1 protein-coding gene is annotated in these 714 nt (G+C 64.4%); it reads left to right on the top strand.

Going from position 1 to position 714, the window contains the following annotated elements:
• The coding region (locus tag OO62_RS36155) for an acyltransferase domain-containing protein (RefSeq protein ID WP_033271971.1) at positions 1-714 on the top strand (714 nt) is incomplete at both ends.

The following is a 714-nucleotide window of genomic DNA, read 5'->3' as shown; positions in this document are numbered from 1 at the left end:
CCGGTTTTTGCTGCGGCGGTGGATGAGGTGTGTGGGGCTTTTGACGGTGTGTTGGGTGGGTCGCTGCGTGAGGTGATGTTTGCGGAGGGGGTGGGTGCTGAGGGGGTTTTGGAGCGTACGGAGTTTGCTCAGCCGGCGTTGTTTGCGGTTGAGGTGGGGCTGTTTCGGTTGGTGGAGTCGTGGGGGGTGCGGGCTGATTTTGTTGCGGGGCATTCGGTGGGGGAGCTGGCGGCTGCGTATGTGGCGGGTGTGTGGTCGTTGGCTGATGCGGTGCGGGTGGTGGCTGCGCGGGGTCGGTTGATGCAGGCGTTGCCTGGTGGTGGGGCAATGGTGTCGTTGGTGGCGTCGGAGGGTGAGGTGGCGCCGCTGGTTGCTGGTCGTGCGGGTGAGGTGGGTGTGGCGGCGGTGAATGGTCCGTCGTCGGTGGTGGTGTCGGGTGCTGAGGGTGCGGTGGGGGAGATTGCCGCGCATTTTGAGGCGTTGGGGCGGCGGGTGCGTCGTTTGCGGGTGAGTCATGCGTTCCATTCGCCGTTGATGGATCCGATGTTGGAGGAATTTGGTCGGGTAGTTCGGTCGGTGGAGTTTTCTCGGCCGCGGTTGGGGATGGTGGCTGGCGAGGGGGTGTGTGATCCGGAGTTTTGGGTGCGGCATGTGCGGGATGCGGTGCGGTTTGCGGATCAGATTTCCTGGTTGGAGAACGCGGGTGTCTCGACG

This window comes from Streptomyces lydicus (assembly GCF_000717345.1).
Lineage (GTDB): Bacteria > Actinomycetota > Actinomycetes > Streptomycetales > Streptomycetaceae > Streptomyces > Streptomyces lydicus.
Note: the sequence above shows the minus strand (reverse complement) of the source record. Positions and strands in the feature narration are given on the sequence as shown.